Source organism: Rubrivirga halophila (assembly GCF_046845755.1).
Lineage (GTDB): Bacteria > Bacteroidota > Rhodothermia > Rhodothermales > Rubricoccaceae > Rubrivirga.
The window spans coordinates 1,859,155-1,873,408 of the sequence record NZ_CP177357.1; the positions used below are offsets into that span (position 1 = coordinate 1,859,155).

At 72.2% G+C, this 14,254-nt stretch carries 15 protein-coding genes; 9 read left to right on the forward strand and 6 right to left on the reverse strand.

Features of this window, described 5'->3' with window-relative positions; genetic code table 11:
* Positions 1-20: 20 nt before the first annotated feature.
* Positions 21-683 (reverse strand): lysophospholipid acyltransferase family protein, encoded by a 663-nt coding sequence (locus ACLIRP_RS08185; protein WP_412063474.1) that lies wholly within the window; start codon positions 681-683, stop codon positions 21-23.
* 233 nt (positions 684-916) lie between these two features.
* Between ACLIRP_RS08185 and ndk the strand changes: the two genes are divergently transcribed.
* On the forward strand, positions 917-1,357 hold the full coding sequence (gene ndk, locus ACLIRP_RS08190; protein WP_412063475.1) for a nucleoside-diphosphate kinase: 441 nt from the start codon (positions 917-919) through the stop codon (positions 1,355-1,357).
* Positions 1,358-1,414: 57 nt separating this feature from the next.
* Here ndk and ACLIRP_RS08195 read toward each other — a convergent pair whose 3' ends face one another.
* From ACLIRP_RS08195 to panC, 3 genes are all read right to left on the reverse strand, one after another.
* Positions 1,415-1,795, reverse strand: coding sequence for a hypothetical protein (locus ACLIRP_RS08195; RefSeq protein WP_412063476.1), 381 nt, complete (start codon positions 1,793-1,795; stop codon positions 1,415-1,417).
* The gene (panD, locus tag ACLIRP_RS08200) at positions 1,792-2,280 is read right to left on the reverse strand and encodes an aspartate 1-decarboxylase (RefSeq protein WP_412063477.1); all 489 of its coding nucleotides are present in this window, start codon (positions 2,278-2,280) and stop codon (positions 1,792-1,794) included. Before panD ends, ACLIRP_RS08195 begins: the two co-directional genes overlap by 4 nt.
* Positions 2,281-2,361: 81 nt before the next feature.
* On the reverse strand, positions 2,362-3,252 hold the full coding sequence (panC, locus tag ACLIRP_RS08205) for a pantoate--beta-alanine ligase (RefSeq protein ID WP_412063478.1): 891 nt from the start codon (positions 3,250-3,252) through the stop codon (positions 2,362-2,364).
* Between the two features lie 135 nt (positions 3,253-3,387).
* Between panC and ACLIRP_RS08210 the strand changes: the two genes are divergently transcribed.
* From ACLIRP_RS08210 to ACLIRP_RS08240, 7 genes are all read left to right on the forward strand, one after another.
* On the forward strand, positions 3,388-4,785 hold the full coding sequence (locus tag ACLIRP_RS08210; RefSeq protein WP_412063479.1) for a class II fumarate hydratase: 1,398 nt from the start codon (positions 3,388-3,390) through the stop codon (positions 4,783-4,785).
* Between the two features lie 59 nt (positions 4,786-4,844).
* Positions 4,845-5,972 (forward strand): lysylphosphatidylglycerol synthase transmembrane domain-containing protein, encoded by a 1,128-nt coding sequence (locus tag ACLIRP_RS08215; protein ID WP_412063480.1) that lies wholly within the window; start codon positions 4,845-4,847, stop codon positions 5,970-5,972.
* 100 nt (positions 5,973-6,072) lie between these two features.
* Positions 6,073-6,456: a hypothetical protein gene (locus tag ACLIRP_RS08220; RefSeq protein WP_412063481.1), complete on the forward strand. Its 384-nt coding sequence runs from the start codon at positions 6,073-6,075 to the stop codon at positions 6,454-6,456.
* A gap of 8 nt (positions 6,457-6,464) precedes the next feature.
* Positions 6,465-6,827, forward strand: coding sequence for a hypothetical protein (locus ACLIRP_RS08225; protein WP_412063482.1), 363 nt, complete (start codon positions 6,465-6,467; stop codon positions 6,825-6,827).
* Positions 6,828-7,309: 482 nt separating this feature from the next.
* Positions 7,310-8,806 carry an aldehyde dehydrogenase family protein gene (locus tag ACLIRP_RS08230; protein WP_412063484.1) on the forward strand — a complete coding sequence of 499 codons (1,497 nt, stop codon included), beginning with the start codon at positions 7,310-7,312 and terminating at the stop codon, positions 8,804-8,806.
* Between the two features lie 211 nt (positions 8,807-9,017).
* Positions 9,018-9,815, forward strand: a complete 798-nt coding sequence (locus tag ACLIRP_RS08235; protein WP_412063485.1) for a M23 family metallopeptidase — start codon at positions 9,018-9,020, stop codon at positions 9,813-9,815.
* Positions 9,816-9,868: 53 nt separating this feature from the next.
* Complete coding sequence (locus ACLIRP_RS08240; RefSeq protein WP_412063486.1) at positions 9,869-10,531, forward strand: hypothetical protein; 663 nt, start codon at positions 9,869-9,871, stop codon at positions 10,529-10,531.
* Positions 10,532-10,582: 51 nt separating this feature from the next.
* On the opposite strand, the gene ACLIRP_RS08245 is transcribed toward ACLIRP_RS08240, so the two are convergent.
* Both ACLIRP_RS08245 and ACLIRP_RS08250 read right to left on the reverse strand, forming a co-directional pair.
* Positions 10,583-11,896 carry a glucoamylase family protein gene (locus ACLIRP_RS08245; protein ID WP_412063487.1) on the reverse strand — a complete coding sequence of 438 codons (1,314 nt, stop codon included), beginning with the start codon at positions 11,894-11,896 and terminating at the stop codon, positions 10,583-10,585.
* Between the two features lies 1 nt (position 11,897).
* Positions 11,898-13,337, reverse strand: a complete 1,440-nt coding sequence (locus ACLIRP_RS08250; RefSeq protein WP_412063488.1) for a GH39 family glycosyl hydrolase — start codon at positions 13,335-13,337, stop codon at positions 11,898-11,900.
* Between the two features lie 152 nt (positions 13,338-13,489).
* Here ACLIRP_RS08250 and ACLIRP_RS08255 point away from each other — a divergent pair, with 152 nt between their 5' ends.
* Positions 13,490-14,191, forward strand: coding sequence for a Crp/Fnr family transcriptional regulator (locus tag ACLIRP_RS08255; protein ID WP_412063489.1), 702 nt, complete (start codon positions 13,490-13,492; stop codon positions 14,189-14,191).
* The last annotated feature ends 63 nt before the right edge of the window (positions 14,192-14,254 follow it).

Sequence of the window (14,254 nt, forward strand, 5' to 3'; positions counted from 1 at the left end):
GCGATCGGGGGGGCCGGAAGCTAGGCCGGGACGGCAGGCGCGGCCTCGGCCCCGACCGACTGCTCGATCCGCTCCCGGGCCCGCTCCGCCAGCGTACGGGCGCTCTCTCCAGCGGCCGACGCCAGCGCAGGCAGCACCGTCACCGAGACCCGTCCTGGACGGCCCCGCTTGCGGCGCTCGTTGAGCACCCGGTACGCCCCGTCGATCGCGACGGGCACGACCGGGACGCCGGCGGCCTGCGCCAGCCGGAACGCCCCCGACCGGAAGGCCCGGGGCGCCGTCCCGTAGCTCCGGCTCCCCTCGGGAAACATGAGCACGGCGTCCCCCTCCGCCAGCCGGCTCCCGATCTCGGCGAGCCCGGGGGCCGGGTCCCGGAGGTCTAGAAACACACACCGGGAGGCCGCCAGCACGCGCCCCACGAGCGGGAGCCGGCGGAGCTCGGACCGGGCCACGAACACGAACGGCCGGCCGACGCCGAGAAACAGCGCGGGGATGTCGAGCATGGCCTGGTGGTTGGCAACGAGCATCGCCGGCCCGTCGGGCGCCGCCCCGCTCCGGTCGACGCGGACCCCGATCCCCCCCAGCACGAGCGCCGACCAAGCGCGCATCCAACTCGAAAAGCGACGCGTCGTCGGCCGCCGCCCGTGGTAGAGCAGCCCGGGCCCGATCAGTGCCAGCGACACGACGGCGCACCACGTCAGCGTCCAGAGATAGTGCAGGCGGGCGAGGATGGCGCGGCGGGGGTCGGGAGGCGGAGCGCAAGAAAACGCCGTCGGCTCCCCGCGGGCTCGCGCCACCTGTCTGTTTCCACGCAATAGCGGCCGGCCTCCGTCCCCCGTCCCCCCTCTTCCCCCGCGTTTCGCGGTCCTCGGCCTCATCCGGCGGTTGCTTTCCGAACACTCAACCCCCGACCGACATGGAGCGCACGCTCGCCATCATCAAGCCCGACGCCGTCGCGGGCGGCCACGCCGGCAAGATCCTCGACCGCATCCTCGCCGAGGGCTTCACCGTCCGCGCGATGAAGCTGACCACGCTGACGCTGGCGCAGGCCAAGGGCTTCTACGCCGTCCACGCCGAGCGCCCGTTCTTCGGCGAGCTCACCGAGTTCATGTCGTCGGGCCCCTGCATCCCGCTCGTCCTCGAGCGCGACGACGCCGTGGCGAAGTGGCGCGAGGTCATCGGCGCGACGAACCCGGCCGAGGCCGCCGAGGGCACCATCCGCCAGCAGTTCGCGACCTCGATGGGCGAGAACGCCGCCCACGGCTCCGACTCCGCCGAGAACGGCGTCAAGGAGGGCCGCTACTTTTTCGCCGAGAGCGAGATCGTGCAGAACGGCGCGGATGTGATCGACGCGTAACGCGCGCCCGGCTTTGCGTGCCGCCCCGTGCTCGTCCGAGCGCGGGGCGGCGGCGTGTCAGGCCGACCCGTCGTCTCGGGGCAGCGCCGCGATCCGGTCCCCAACGTCGAACGGGACGGGGCCGCCGACACGGACGGCCTGCTCGTAGAGCCAGCGCGCCCGGAGCCGGCCCGCCGGATCGCGGTCCTCGCGCAAGAGGTCCGCCAGCCCCACGGCCTTCTCGGCGCTCGCCCACCCGTCCTCCGAGGCGAGCGCCTCGATCTCGGCCCGGCTCATCGCCCGGTACGCGGCGAGGTCGAGGCCCGTCGCCTCGGCCAGCCCCTCCCCCAGCGCCTGCTGGGCCCCCTCGATGTCGCCCTCCCGGCGTCGGCCCATGACGGCCGCCAGCACCTGCACCATCTGCGCCAGCTGGCGCATCAGGAAGTCGCGCTGAATCACCGCGAGCGGCGGCCGCTGCGGCTGCGCGACGAGACGGTCCGGCCCAGCTTGGGCGCCCAGATGTCCGACGCCTCGACGGCGTTCGTGACCGCCGGCATCGTCGGGTCCGTCACGTCCGCGCCGTCGAGGTCAAAGATCTCAGTCGGGTTGTTCTCCGCGTCCACCAGCACCACGCGCGGCTGGTGCGTCTCGGCCTCCTGGGGCGTCATGTCGGCGTACGCCATCACCACGACCAGGTCGCCCGGGGCGCACAGCCGGGCGGCGGGGCCGTTGAGGCAGACCGTCCGGCTCCCGGCCTTGTCGGGGATCGTGTACGTCTCCAGCCGCGCCCCGTTGTTGACGTTGACGACCTGGACCCGCTCGTACGGCAGCAGGCCCGCCAGCTCCATCAGCTCGCGGTCGAGCGTGATCGAGCCCTCGTAGTGCAGGGCCGCCTCGGTGACGGTGAGGCGGTGGAGCTTCCCCTTGAACAGCGTGATCGTCATGGCAGCGGCGAGAGGGAGGAGGGATCGGCCATGGAGGGATGCGGGCCTCTGCCCATGCCTCCGTACCGCATCCCGCACCCCTCACACGTGGAGCGTGGTGTTGTCGATGAGTCGCGTGGCGCCGACGAACGCGGCGACCGCCACAAGGTACCGGCCCGACGAGGGCCCGTCGTCCGCCAGCACGTCGACCGGCTGCAGCGTGTCGGCGTCGACGACCTCGGCGTAGTCGAGCCGCGCCAGCGGCGCCGTCGCCACCTGGGCCTCCATCGTCGCCTGCACCACGCGCGCGTCCCGCTCGCCCAGGGCGACGGCCGCCTCGGCCGCGCGTAGGGCCCGCGACAGCACGAGCGCTTGCGCCCGCTCCTCGGCCGAGAGATACCGGTTGCGCGACGACAGCGCCAGCCCGTCCGGCTCGCGCACGATCGGGTGGCCGACGACCCCGATCCCGAACCCCATCTCGTCGGTCATCCGGCGCACGATCGCCAGCTGCTGGGCGTCCTTCTCGCCGAACACGGCGAGGTGGGGGCGACACGCCAGAAACAGCTTGGAGACCACGGAGGTGACCCCATCGAAGTGGCCCGGCCGGCTCGCGCCGCACAGGTGCGCCCCCAGGTCGCGGACCGAGACGGTCACGTACGGCGGCAGCCCGAACGGGTACATCGCCGCCGCCGTCGGCGCGAACACGGCGTCGACGCCGTGCGGCGCGAGCGCGTCGAGGTCGGCGTCGAGCGTGCGCGGATACGCCTCGAAGTCCTCGCCGGGCGCGAACTGCGTCGGGTTGACGAAGACGGAGACCGTCACGTGCCCGCCCGCCCCGACGTGCCGGCGGGCGGCCTCGACGAGCGCGAGGTGGCCGGCGTGGAGCGCCCCCATCGTGGGGACGAGCGCGAGGCGACGGCCGGCCGCACGCGCGGCGTCGGCCTCGGCCTGCATGGCCGCGAGCGTGTCGAAGACGAGGGGACGAGCGGGCACGGAGACGGGGGGAGCCGGGAAGACGCGGACGGTGAAGTTCGCCGATCCTGTCCGAACCGACCGCGCCGCGCCCGGTACCCTTCGTTCCCCGCCGCCCGCGGGCCCCGCTGCCCCTCCCCATTCTTCCCGCCCCGAATGTCCGTCCGCATCGAAACCGACTCGCTCGGCGAGGTCCGCGTCCCCGCCGACGCCCTCTACGGCGCCCAGACCCAGCGCGCCAAGGAGAACTTCCCGATCTCCGACCTCCGCTTCCCGCGCCGCTTTATCGAGGCGCTCGGCACCGTCAAGGCCGCCGCCGCGCGCGCCAACCGCGAGCTCGGCCTGCTCGACGCCGGCCCCGCCGGCGCCATCGAGGCCGCCGCGCTCCAGGTCCGCGACGGGAGCTTGGACGCCGAGTTCGTGCTCGACATCTTCCAGACCGGCTCGGGCACCTCGACCAACATGAACGCGAACGAGGTGATCGCGAACGTCGCCACGCGCACCCTCGGCGGCGACCTCGGCTCGAAGGGCGTCCACCCCAACGACGACGTCAACATGGGGCAGTCGTCGAACGACGTGATCCCGACGGCCATGCACGTCGCCGCCCGCGTCGCCCTCGAGCACGACCTGCTCCCCGCCCTGGAGCGGTTCGCCGTCGCGCTTGAGGCCAAGGCCGACGAGTTCGACGACGTCATCAAGAGCGGCCGGACGCACCTCATGGACGCCACGCCGGTCCGCCTCGGCCAGGAGTTCGGCGGGTACGCCGCCCAGGTCCGCAAGGGGATCGACCGGGTCGAGGACGCCAGCGAGGAGCTCGCCGAGCTCGCGCTCGGCGGGACCGCGACCGGCACGGGCATCAACCGGCCCGAGGCGTTCCCCAAGGCCGCCATCGCCCAGATCGCCGAGATCACCGGGCTCAGCTTCCACGAGGCCTCCAACCACTTCGAGGCCCAGGCCGCCAAGGACGGCTACGTCGCCGCCGCCGGCGCGCTCAACACGCTCGCGGTCTCGCTGATGAAGATCGCGAACGACATCCGGCACCTCTCCTCAGGCCCGACGTCCGGCTTGAGCGAGATCCAGCTCCCGGCCATCCAGCCCGGCTCCTCGATCATGCCCGGCAAGGTCAACCCGGTGATGTCGGAGGCCATGATGATGGTCTGCGCGCGCGTCATGGGCAACACGGTCACGATCACCGTCGGCGGGCAGCACGGCAACTTCGAGCTCAACGTGATGATGCCCGTCATGGCCCACGCCATGCTCGAGTCGATCGGCGCGCTCGCCGGCGCGCTCGACGCCTTCCGCGAGCGGTGCCTCGAGGGCATCACGGCGAATCGCGAGCGGGCTCGCGAGTTGCTGGAGCTCAACCCCTCGATCGCGACGGCGCTCAACGGCGAGATCGGCTACGACGCCGCCTCGAAGGTCGCCAAGCAGTCGGCCGCCGAGGGCCGCTCGGTCCGCGACGTGATCCTCGAGAAGGGCCTCCTGCCCGCCGACCGTATCGACGAGGTCCTCAACGTCCGAGACATGACGGAGCCGGGCATCCCGGGCGAGTAACTCGACCGCCCCGAGTCGCGTCCCAGCACCCGCCGGGCCCGGCCCGACCGCAAGTGCCCATGGACGCGTCCCCCCTCCCACCGACCCGCCGGCTCCTCCGCGCCGCCGCCTGGCTGATTCCCCTCGGGGTGTTGGTCAACGTCGGCGTGGCGCTGCTGACGACCGACGCCCACCACCTCGTCGACGTCGGCCGGGTCACGCCGCTCGCCGTCGCCCTAGCGGTCGGGCTGGCGCTGCTCCCGTGGGCCACGCAGAGCCTGCGGATCGGGATCTGGTCGCGGTTCGTGGGCCACCCGGTCGGCTTCCGGTCGGGCCTGCGGATCGCGGCCGGCGGCGTGCTCGGCTCGGCCGTCACCCCGACCGCCGTCGGCGGCGGCACCATCCGGTGGGCGCTCGCGACGCGCTACGGGCTCCCCCCGGGCAAGGCCGCCTCCCTGCTGGCGGTCGAGGCCGTCGAGGACCTGACGTTCTTCGCGCTCGCGCTCCCCGCCGCCATCCTGCTCTCCCAGGCCGACGAGTCCGCCGCCATCCGGCGCCTCGCCACCTCGCCCGCGCGCGGCCTCGACGACCCGGTGTGGGCGACGGTCGGCGCCGTGCTCGCGGTTGGTCTTCTGCTGGCCTGGATGTCCCGGCTCGCGTTGCGGGGCCGGTTCGGCGCCGTCTGGCGCCGGCGCAGCATGCGACTGGCCGCCCGGGTCCGCCGCCCGTTCCGCGCGCTCGTCGCCGACGTCCGCCTCGTGCTCCGGCTCGTCGCCACGCGCGGGAAGCGCTGGTTCGCCCTGTCCTTGTCGCTGACGGCCGTCCAGTGGATCACGCGGTACTCGCTGGCGACCGTCGTGATCGTGCTGCTCGGCGGCCCGCTCCGGCCGTTCCTGTTCTGGGTCCTGTCGTGGGCCACGTACGCCGTGTCCTCGGCCGTCCCGACGCCCGGCGCCGCGGGCGCCGCCGAGGCCACCTTCTTCGTACTCCACACCCCGTTCGTCTCCGCCGAGCGGCTCGTCGTCGTTACCGCCGCGTGGCGGCTCCTGATGTTCTACGTCCCCGCGCTCGTGGCCGCCGTCGCGTTCCCGATGCTCGGCGCCGCCGAGCGGCGTCGGCAGGCGCGAGCGGAAGAGGCCGGCAAGCGGGACTCGGGGCTGGCGGACGTGTCCGCGCGTGCCCCGGAGCTGCCGGTCCAGGACGCGTAGCGCACCGTCCGTAGGCGCCGGGGCGAGTAGCTTCGGCCGCCGCTTTGGACGGCCCCCGTGGCATCGACGTCGCATCGCCTCCCCTCGTCCCCCTCCGGCCGTGCCCCGTTTCCTCGTCGCCCTCCTCGCCGCCGTCGGCCTCGCCATGCTCGGGTTCGCCGTGGCGATCACGATCTGGGACGGCGGCACCCCCCATGGGCCGACGCTGGGGTGGGCGGTCCCGGTTCTGGGCGCGCTCGCGGCCGTGTTCTTCGCCGTCGCGGGGTCGCTGACGAGGGGCCGACTCGTGCCGCTGCTCGTCGCCGCCGCCGTCGCGAGCGTGGCCGGCGGGCTCGCGGCCGGCTTCATGACGGCCGGCGTGACGGCGTCGTTCGGGCTGGGCGAGGCGACGTGGCTCGCGACCTCCGTGCTGGCGGCGGGCCTGCTCCCCGGCGCGGTCGCCTTCAGCCGGGCGACCCTCGCCCCCCCCGCCGCGACGGCCTGAGCCTCAGGATGCCCCCCGGCCCCGTCACCGTCGCCACCTGCACCCACGTCTTCGAAGCCGAGATCGTCCGCGGCCGGCTCGCCGACGCCGGGCTCGCGGCCGTCCTGCGCGACGCCGAGATCGTCACCGCCGACTGGACCCTGAGCGTGGCCGTCGGCGGCGTCAAGGTCCGCGTGGCACCCGCCGACGAGGCCGCCGCGCGCGCCCTCCTCGCCCAGCCCGCCCATCTCGACGATTACGAGCCCCCGACGCCCGCCGAGGACGCCGCCCGCCTCGCCTTGACCGGCGCCCTCGTACCCACCCCGGCGTTTGTTGGGACCATCTTGGGCACCTACCACCTCGGCCGCGCCCTCGCGACCGCCCACCGCTAGTCGCCCCACACCCGGCGACGCACCGTCTGGGCCGCCCTCTTCCTCCTCCCCGCGCTCGGCCTGCTGGCGCTGCTCCTCTCAGACCGGTAGCGAGGAGCCGCCACGGACGCCCTCACAAGCGGATCGGGCGATCTCGGGGGCGTATCGAACGGTCTCAAGACCGCATCGAGCGATTTCAAAGGCATGTCGAGCGATCTCGAAGGCGTATCGAGCAACCTCGACGGCGTATCGGACGACCTCGACGGCGGATTGAGCGACCTCGACGGCGTATTGCGCCATCTCGAGACCGTATTGAGCGACCTCGAACCCGTATTGGACCACCTCCAGGCCGTATTGAGCCATCTCGAGACCGTATTGAACGATCTCGAAACCCCTTCACAGTCGGCCCGCGCGAGCCCCCGTCAGGCCCCCGGACTCCACCGGAACCCCACACGCCCGCCCCTAGCTTGCGCCGTCCCTCTTTCCCTCGCGCAACCCGCTCCATGCCCGACACGCCCACGTTCCAGAACTACATCAACGGCCAGTGGGTCGACGCCGCCAGCGGCGAGACCTTCGAGAGCCGCAACCCGGCCCGCCAGTCCGACCTCATCGGCCACTTCCCGAAGAGCAGCGCCGACGATGTGGCCAAGGCCGTCGCCGCCGCCAAGGGCGCCTTCGACGCCTGGCGCCTGATGCCCGCCCCCAAGCGCGGCGAGATCCTGAAGCGCGTCGGCGACTTGATGACCGAGCGGAAGTCCGAGATGGCCCGCGCCATGACGCGCGAGATGGGCAAGCCCTTCTTCGAGACCAAGGGCGACGTCCAGGAGGCCATCGACACGGCCTACTACGCCATGACCATGGGCCGCCAGCTCTTCGGCCACACGGTCCCGTCGGAGATGAACAACAAGTTCAACATGACGGTCCGCCGCCCCATCGGCGTCTGCGGCCTCATCACCGCCTGGAACTTCCCGGTCGCCGTCCCGACCTGGAAGATGTTCCCCGCCATCCTGAGCGGCAACACGGTCGTCTTCAAGCCCTCAGAGGACGCGCCCCACTCCGGGATGCTCCTCGTCGAGATCATGGAGGCCGCCGGCGTGCCCCCCGGTGTCGTCAACCTCATCCAGGGCGCCGGCGAGGCCGGCCAGGCCATCGTCGAGCACCCCGACGTCGCCGCCATCTCGTTCACGGGCTCCTCGGAGACCGGCGCCAGCATCGCCGCGACGGCCGCCAAGCGCCACGCCCGCGTCTCGCTCGAGATGGGCGGAAAAAACCCGGCCATCGTCATGGAGGACGCCGACCTCGACCTCGCCATGGAGGGCCTGGTCTGGGGCGCCTTCGGCACGACCGGCCAGCGCTGCACCGCGACCTCGCGCCTGATCGTCCACGAGGACGTCCACGACGAGCTCGTCCGCCGCGTCGTCGCCGCCGGCGAGGCCCTCACCATCGGCTACGGCAACGACGACGAGACGGAGATGGGCCCGCTCATCAACCAGAAGGCCCTCGACAAGGTCTCCGGCTACATGGACGTGGCCCGCGAGGACGGCGCCACGATCGCGACGGGCGGCGAGCGCGCGACGGGCGACGGCCTGGACGACGGCTTCTTCTTCAAGCCGACGGTGCTGACGGGCGTTACTCGGGACATGCGCGTCGCTCGCGAGGAGATCTTCGGGCCCGTCTTGTCGGTCATCAAGATCAAGAGCTTCGACGAGGCCATCGACATCGCCAACGACGTCATCTACGGCCTGTCGTCGGCGCTCTACACGGCCGACATCTCGCGTGCTTTCCGGGCCCTGCGCGACATCGACGCGGGCATCACCTACATCAACGGGCCGACGATCGGGGCCGAGGCGCACATGAGCTTCGGCGGCGTCAAGGCGACCGGAAACGGCCACCGCGAGGGCGGTTGGGAGGTCTACGACTTCTACACCGAGACCAAGACCTGCTACATCGACTACTCCGGCGGGCTCCAGCGCGCCCAGATCGACAACTACGACGACTAGGCGACGGCGGCGCGAGCTGACCGGGTGATGAGCCCGCTCCGAGTCGCGGCCGCCCACGCAGGAAAGGACCGATCCGCCCCGCTGGTGCTTGTCGCCGGCGGGGCGGCGTCGTGTGGAGCCGTTTGTGAATTCCGTCAGCCAAGGTTATGCAGTCCAATCGCCGCGGGTCTGTATAGGGGACGGTGTCCTGCCCACTCACACCCCCGTTCCCATGGCCCTCACCCTGTCCTCGTCCGTCGGCGCCGGCGGCGCCAACCAGAAAGCCGACGTCACCGCGCTCCAGAAGGCCCTCCAGCGCGCCTCCGACCTCACGCTCGACCCGCGCGTCCACCCCGGCCCCGCCGACGGCGCCTCCGGCGACGGCACCGAGGGCGCTATCGCCCGCTTCCAGAGCCGCCTCGGGTACGCCCGGCCCGATGCCCGCATTGACCCCGGCGGCAACACCCTCCGGCGCCTCAACGCCCTGCTGGCGATCGGCGAGACCGACCTCGGCTTCCCCTTCAGGAAGTCGCCCACCAAGCCCTACGTCGGCCCCGGCGCCGGAATGCGCTCGTTCGGCTGGCGGCGCTCTGGCGGCGCGCGCGCCCACGCCGGCGTCGACCTCTACTTTCCCGACTTTACCGACGTCTACGCTGTCGCCGACGGGACCGTCACCCGGGGGCCGTATCCGTTCTACCTCCGGACGTTCGCCCTCGAGGTCGACCACGGGACGTTCGTGGCGCGGTACGGCGAGCTCGCGCCCGACGCGACGCCGCCCGTCAAGGCCGGCGACTCGGTGACGAAGGGCCAGAAGGTCGGCCGCGTCGGCATCCTGACGCACCGCAACGGCAAGCGCCTAGGCGTGTCGTCGATGATGCTCCACTTCGAGATGTACGACAAGACGCAGACCGGGGCGCTGACGCGGGCCCTCGGGACGAGCGCGCGGCACACCAACCGCAAGCCGTTCTTCCGGCGTCGCGACCTGATCGACCCGACCGGCTTCCTGCGCCGCGCCCCGCTCCGTCCCTAGGAGGCAACCCGAGGTGGGGCCGGCGAGTAGCTTGCCGACCCTTCTCCCTCGTTATGGGCCTCTTCTCTTCCGCCCCCGCCTCGCACGTCCCGCTCCTCAAGGGCCGCCGCCTCGACGGCTCCGACGTCCGCTTCCCGCAGGACCTCCCCGCCGACGCGACGCTCCTCATCGTCCTCTTCCAGGACGACCTCGACCCGCTCGCCGACCAGTGGGCCCGCCTCGGCGACCGGATCGCCGAGACGCACGGCGACCGCTTCGCCGTCCTCGAGCTGCCCGTCGTGAGCTCCAAAATGAAGTTGCTCGGCGACCTCGGGACGATGGGCATCCGCGGCCAGATCGAGACCGAGGAGGAGCGGAGCCGCACGGTCCCCGTCTACACCGACGTCAAGGCCTTCCGCAAGGCGCTCAAGGTCAAGACCGGCGACGTCACGGCCGTGCTCGTCGCCCGCGACGGCCGCATCGCGTGGCGCGGCGACGGCAACATCGACATGGACGAGGTGCAGGGGCTGGAGGCCGCCGTGCGCGAGGTGCTGGCGCAGCCCACCCCCGACCCGACCGATCACCCCGACCTCGACGGCCCGGACCTCCCCGACGACCTCGACGAGGACCGCGACCCGCAGGACGGCCTCGACCCGGTCGAAGACGACGGACTGCAGACGGCGGACGACGAGGGTGCCGCCGACCCCGGGGATCTCGACCGACCCGACACCGCGTAGCCGGAGGACGGCGCGTTCCGCCCTGCCCCCCGGCCCGACGCTCCGCGCGGGTCAGAGGCCGCCGTCGAGCCACCCCCCGGTGAACCCGGCGCGGCGCAGGCCCCGTGCGAGCGGCTCGCAGCCGCGCATGAGCCGCCACGGCAGGCCGCTCCGGTAGTTCTCGATCATGAGCACGATGGGCCCCTGGTCGAGCCCGTAGTAGCCCTGCGAGATCCAGCCACCCTCGGCCGTCTCGTCGCCGGGGAACGTCGGGTTGAAGGAGCACTTGAAGCCGTACGTGCTCGTGACCTCGGGGTGCTCGCGATTGGTGTGGGCGAGCGCCGGGAGCACGATCTCCGGCGCAAACGGCAGGCTCGCGACCACCGCCCACGGCGACAACGTGCCGTCGTCCGGCCCGAACGGCACGCCGCGCGCGCGGTAGGCCCAGAAGTGCCGGTCCTGGCCGTCGACCGTGTGCTGGGCTGGGCCAGGGCCGTCCGAGGCCGTCACGCCCCAGGCGTTCTCGCCGTAGCCTGCGAACCCGCGCGGGTTGCGGATGGCGTACTCGCGCTGGACGTAGGTCGCCCGGCGGCTGTTCTCGACATAGTCGATGCCGCGCTCGCGTACGAAGTCGTCCGCGATGCCGCGGAAGTCGATCCAGGCGTGCGAGAGCTGGTGGATAAAGAGCGGCCCGGCGTAGACGTGCTCGATGCCGTAGAGGGAGCGCCAGTCGTACGTCGCCAGCCAGGCCGCGTAGCTCGCCTCGGGGATGGGGTGCGTCGGGGAGCCCAGGGCCAGGGCGTAGAGCAGGAGCGCCTCGCTGTACCCCTCCCAGCGGTGCGGGATGAACCCGTCCTCGGGCGTCCACCCGTGCGAAACGGTCGGGCCAGAGCCTGCCCCGGACCACGACCCGGGGTCTAACGCCCAGTCCCACTCGACGCGGCGGTAGAGCGCGTGGGCGAGCTGGCGGATCTCCGCCTCGTCGCCGTCGCCCTCGAAGTACTCGGCCGCAAGCAGCGCCCCTGCAATCAAGAGCGTTGTGTCGATGGTCGACAGCTCGGAGTCCCACGCCCGCCGGCCAGAGTCGAGGTGGAGAAAGTGGTAGTAGAAGCCCCGGTGCCCCGTCGCTTCCGGCGCTTCGCTCTGCTCGCTCGCCCAAAAAAAGCGCAACGTCGCCAGCACGCGCTCGACGGCCTGGGCGCGGCCGATGTAGCCCCGCTCGACGGCGACCGGGAAGCACGCCAGCCCCAGCCCGACGGCGGCGATGCTCGCATGTGCGTCCTGGCGCGTGTTGTCCTTGACGAGCCCGTTCTCGGGGTTGGCCTCGTAGAGGAAGTAGTCGAACGTGTGCCGCTGGAGGTCGGCGAGAAGGGCGTCGTCGGGCATGTCAAGCAGCGAAGGCGAGCGTGACCGAGGCCACGGCGTGCGGCGGGAGGTCGAGCTCGAGGACGACCGCGTCGCCGTCGCGGGTCCACGCCAGCGGCTCGGCCACCAGCGCGCTCGCGGCGTGGAGCGCCTCGATCTGGTCGGCACTCAGGTAGGCCGGCTCGTCCATCTGCTCCCACAGCTTGCGCGCGTGGGCGTGGTCTTGGTCGATCCGTTCGACTGTCACCGACGCCGGATCGCTCGCGCCGACGAGCGCCAGGCGGACCGTCGCCGTCTCGATCGCGTGGTCCGGAAGCGCGTGGTTCGTCAGGATCACCACGACGCGGCCGTCGTCGTGGCGCGTCACCCAGCGGTCGACCGTCGCGTGCATCCCGTCGACGAGCAGGCGCTCGGTCCCGGCGCGGTGCAGGAGTTCGACGGCCCGGTACGTCGGCTTGGCGACGCCGTGGATGGTCAGGAGCCCAAACTTGCCCTTGAAGGGCGTCGAGTCGAAGTAGACCTCCTCAAACAGGTCCGTGAACGTCCAGAAGCTGTAGCCCTCGACGACGCCGGCCACGTCGAGAAAGCTTTTGGCCACGAAGGCCGCCGCATACGGCCGGTCGTGCGGGGCGTAGAACGGGTTGCTCGACGCGTTCCACTCGGTGTAGTACAGGGGCCGGTCGCCGGCCTCTCGGACGGCATCGAGGGCCTGCTGGCGCAAGATGCCGCGCGTGCTGGCCGCGAGCTGCTCGCGCGTGTCGTCGTCGGGCGCACCGAAGGCGTCGGTCGGGTAGTGGTGCGTCGAGACAAAGTCGAGCGGGAGGTCCTCGCCCTCGCAGAAGGCGACCAGGTCGGCGATCCACTCGTTCTTGGCCGTCGCCGGGCCACCCACCCGGAGTTCGGGATCGGCGCGCTTGAGGGCCTGGGCCGTCGCGCGGTAGAGCTCGAAGTAGTCGGCCTGGGTGCCGGTCCAGAAGTGGTCGAGGTTGGGCTCGTTCCAGACCTCGAAAAACCACTGCCGCACCTCGTCGGCGCCGTAGCGCTCGACCCAGTGGCGCGCCAGGCGCTCGATGAGCCCGGCCCACGCCTCCACGTCCTCGGGCGGCGTGATGTTGCCGCGGTAGTGGAACACCGTCTCCGGGCCGGAGGCCAGGACCTGGGGCATCAGGCTGAGCTCGACGAACGGGCGCATCCCGATCTCGACCAGAAAGTCCATGATCTGGTCGGCGTTGAAGAACGAGTCGATGCGCTCGCCGGCCTGGTCGACGAACGTGCCCATGTCGTCGTTGAGGAGCCCATGGAAGCGGACGTGGCGGACGCCGAGCTCCTCGCGGCAGCGCCGGAGCTGGGCCTGCCAGTCGGCGCGGAGCGCGAGCGTGGCGTGGCCGCTGCCGATGGTGTGGCTCCAGACGTGGGGGAGCGGCTCGCCGGTCTGGCGGAGGTCGCAGCGGAAGGTGGGCATTCGAGAAAAGGTGCTGGGATCTCACAAGATGCACGCAGCCCGAACGGGTTGCGCTACCGGTCGGCCAGTGTTAGCCGGCGAACACCGGCGGACGGCACAGTGGATCCTCTGCCCACCGGGCACGTCCGAGAACCCCGCACGTACCGCCTCGCATGGCTTCCGCTCCGCCCGTCCTCTTCGCCACCCACGACGGCTGCGAAGCGCTGACGGAGACCATCACCCACGCCCTCGCCGATACCCTGCGCGCTGGCCCGTCTCGGCGGTATGGTCGGAGTGACCGGGTCTGGGAGCGAGGGGACCCCGCCGACGAGGTCTACTACCTCCACCTCGGCGCCGTCGAGGTCTCGATGGGCGGGGCCGACGGCCTCTTGATGCACCGCGTCGCGCCGGGCGAGCCGTTCGGGATGCTGTGCTTGTGCGCCGAGGGGGGAGGCCGGCGGCCCTCGGCGGCCTGCGTCGTCGCCGACAGCGAGGTGACGTCGCTTGGGCTCGCCGACGTGCTGGCCCACCTCCAGCGGTCACCGTCCGTCCTGCTCGGCGTCATGGCCAGCCTGTGCGAGCGGGCGGTCGAGGCCGAGGCTCGCGCCGAGATCCTCACCCACCGCGACGCCGAGGGGAGGCTGGCGCGGCTGCTGCTCCACCTCGCCCGGGTCGAGGGGTCGACCGGCGACGGGCCGGCCCGCCTCGCGCTCACGCACGATCAGATCGCGCGCCTAGCGGCGATGAGCCGGGCCCACGTGAGCGTCGTGCTCGGGGCCTTCCGCGACCGCGGCCTGGTCGACTACGCGCCCGGCCGCCCCCTCGTCCCCGACGTCGACGCCCTCCGCGGGCTCCTCCAGGACGATGCCGACTGATCGCCCCCTGCCCGACCCCATCGGCCCCACACGCTGGTGCCTTGCGAAAGGCGACATCCCCGG